Here is a 2,288-nt window from a genome sequence, read left to right as displayed (position 1 = left end):
GGCGAAGCGCTCGCGGACGGCGCCCGCGAGCCGCAGCGCGGGCCGGGTCAGCAGCGCTCCGGCCCCGACGGCGGCGGCACCGGCGGCCGCGTCGAGGAAGTAGTGGTTCGCGGTGCCCATCACCACGAGGGTGATGACCAGCGGATAGACCACGGCGATGATCTTCGACCACACCGAGCGCCCCTGCCACCACAGCGCTATCCCGCACCACAGCGCCCAGCCCACGTGGAGGCTCGGCATCGCCGCGTACTGGTTGGTGAGCCCGCCCATGCCGCGCGGCGCGCTCGCGTCACCGCCCCACCAGCCGTACGAGCTGTACTGGGCCATCGTGTCGACGAAGCCCTGGCCCGCCTCCAGCAGCCGCGGGGGGCAGGTCGGCACCACGACGAAGCCGATCAGGCCGATCATCGTCGTGATCAGCAGCCAGGTGCGGGCGAAGCGGTAGTCCGCGTTCCGGCCGCGCTTCCACAGCCACACCAGCACCGCCGGGGTGGCCGCGTAGTGCAGCGAGGCGTACACGAAGTCGGCCGGTATGCCTATCCAGGCGTGGCGGGTGAACAGGTCGTTGAGCGGTGACTCGAAATCGATGTTGAACCGCCGCTCGAAACGGAGGATTCCCAGGCCGTGGTTGACGGCCGTGGTCACATCGCCTTGGCCCAGAAGCCGACCGCCCGCGTACGCGAGGTACACCACCGCGATCAGCGGCAGCTCGGTCCACCAACGGGGCCGACTGCCCAGTGTCACTCCGGCACGGGGCGCGGTATGGGGCATCCGGACGCTCTCCCAGTCAAAAATCAGGCGGCCACAACATGGCGCGCGATCAACCGTACGGTGTAGTCGAGGCGGCCCCCGCACCGCCCCCGGGGACCCACGGCTGACGACCGCGCGAGGAGGAAGACGCCGGGAGTCCCCCCGAGGTTGCCTCTCGATCACGTGCGCGATGATGGTTGGACAACGGACGGACAGAGATCTGTTCCCCTGGGCGCGTAGAGCGCAGGTATCCGCGGGCGGTCGCGTGTCACGGCGCACGGGGCGCGCGGCAGGCACGTATCCGGTGAAAGGCGACCCCCATGGCACCACGCATCCTCCTGGCCCGGCACGGACAGACGCAGTGGTCGCTCCTGGGCAAGCACACCGGCCGTACGGACATCCCGCTGCTGGACGAGGGGCGGCGCGGCGCCAAACTGCTCGGCGAGCGGCTGCACCANGCTGGACGAGGGGCGGCGCGGCGCCAAACTGCTCGGCGAGCGGCTGCACCAGTCCCCGTGGGCGGGCCTGCCGGACGTCGAGGTGCGCACCAGTCCGCTCGTGCGCGCCAGGGAGACCTGCGAACTCGCGGGCTTCGGCGACCGGGCGAGCGAGTGGGACGCCCTGCTGGAGTGGGACTACGGCGCCTACGAGGGGATGACCCCGGACGAGATCAAGGCGACCCGCCCCGGCTGGCTCATCTGGCGCGACGGCGTCCCGGAGGGCGAGTCCCTCGCCGCGATCACGGCCCGGGCGGACGCGGTGGTGGAGTGGGCGCGCTCCGCCGACCGCGATGTGCTGGTCTTCGCGCACGGCCACATCCTGCGCACCCTGGGGGCCCGCTGGCTCGGCTACGACGCCTCCTTCGCGGCCCGCATACGCCTCGACCCCACGTCCCTGTCGATCCTGGGATGGGCGTACGGCGAACCGGCCATCGAGCGCTGGAACGACACCGGGCACCTGGCCTGACCTCCGGTCACGGACGGGAGGACACCGCAGGACACCGTCAGACCGGGTTCTCGCGGGCGGCCTGCTGATAGCGGGCGAGGAAGTCCGCGACCGACGCGTTGCGGCCGTGCGGGCGCAGCAGCCGGGCGGTGTCCTCCAGCATGCGGCGGATCCGCGAGGACGTGACCTGGTTCAGCAGCCCCAGGGCGCGGTCCGCCGCCGCGGCGGCCGCCTCCGGCTCGCCGTCCGCGACCAGGTCGCTCGCCAACTCCGTGGTGAACAGGGCGATGTTGCGGGTGAAGTGGGGCTTCTGGAGGGAGACCGCGCGGCGCGCGTGCTCCGTCGCGCGCCCCCAGTCGCCCAGGGCCGACCAGCACTGCGCCTCCAGCCCCTCCAGTTCGGCCTCGCCGAAGAAGGTCATCCACTCCGGGTCGTCGTCGCAGGGGCCGCGGCCGAAGAGCGCCTGGGCGCGCAGCAGGGCCCGTTCGCAGCCGCTGCGGTCCGCCAGCCAGGCCCGCCCGCCCGCCTCGCGCAGCGCGATGAGCGACAGCAGCCGCGGCGAGGCCAGCCGCCGCGCGGCCCGCTGCGCGGCC

General features: G+C 72.8%; 2 protein-coding genes and 1 pseudogene. 1 reads left to right on the top strand and 2 read right to left on the bottom strand.

The features are described 5' to 3' along the window. Positions 1 to 771 (bottom strand): phosphatase PAP2 family protein (locus EEJ42_RS14530; RefSeq protein ID WP_184503087.1); only part of this gene is annotated, 771 nt, incomplete at its 3' end. Positions 772 to 1,070: 299 nt separating this feature from the next. On the opposite strand from EEJ42_RS14530, the pseudogene EEJ42_RS14525 reads away from it, so the two are divergent. Continuing rightward, positions 1,071 to 1,716, top strand: a pseudogene (locus tag EEJ42_RS14525) (histidine phosphatase family protein). Between the two features lie 37 nt (positions 1,717 to 1,753). Here the strand turns inward: EEJ42_RS14525 and EEJ42_RS14520 are convergent. Further along, positions 1,754 to 2,288: NsdA family TPR-like regulatory protein (locus EEJ42_RS14520; RefSeq protein ID WP_484422006.1), on the bottom strand; the 535-nt coding region annotated here is incomplete at its 5' end.

Source organism: Streptomyces botrytidirepellens, assembly GCF_003721215.1.
GTDB lineage: Bacteria > Actinomycetota > Actinomycetes > Streptomycetales > Streptomycetaceae > Streptomyces > Streptomyces himastatinicus.
This window is presented reverse-complemented; position numbering and strand designations above follow the sequence as displayed.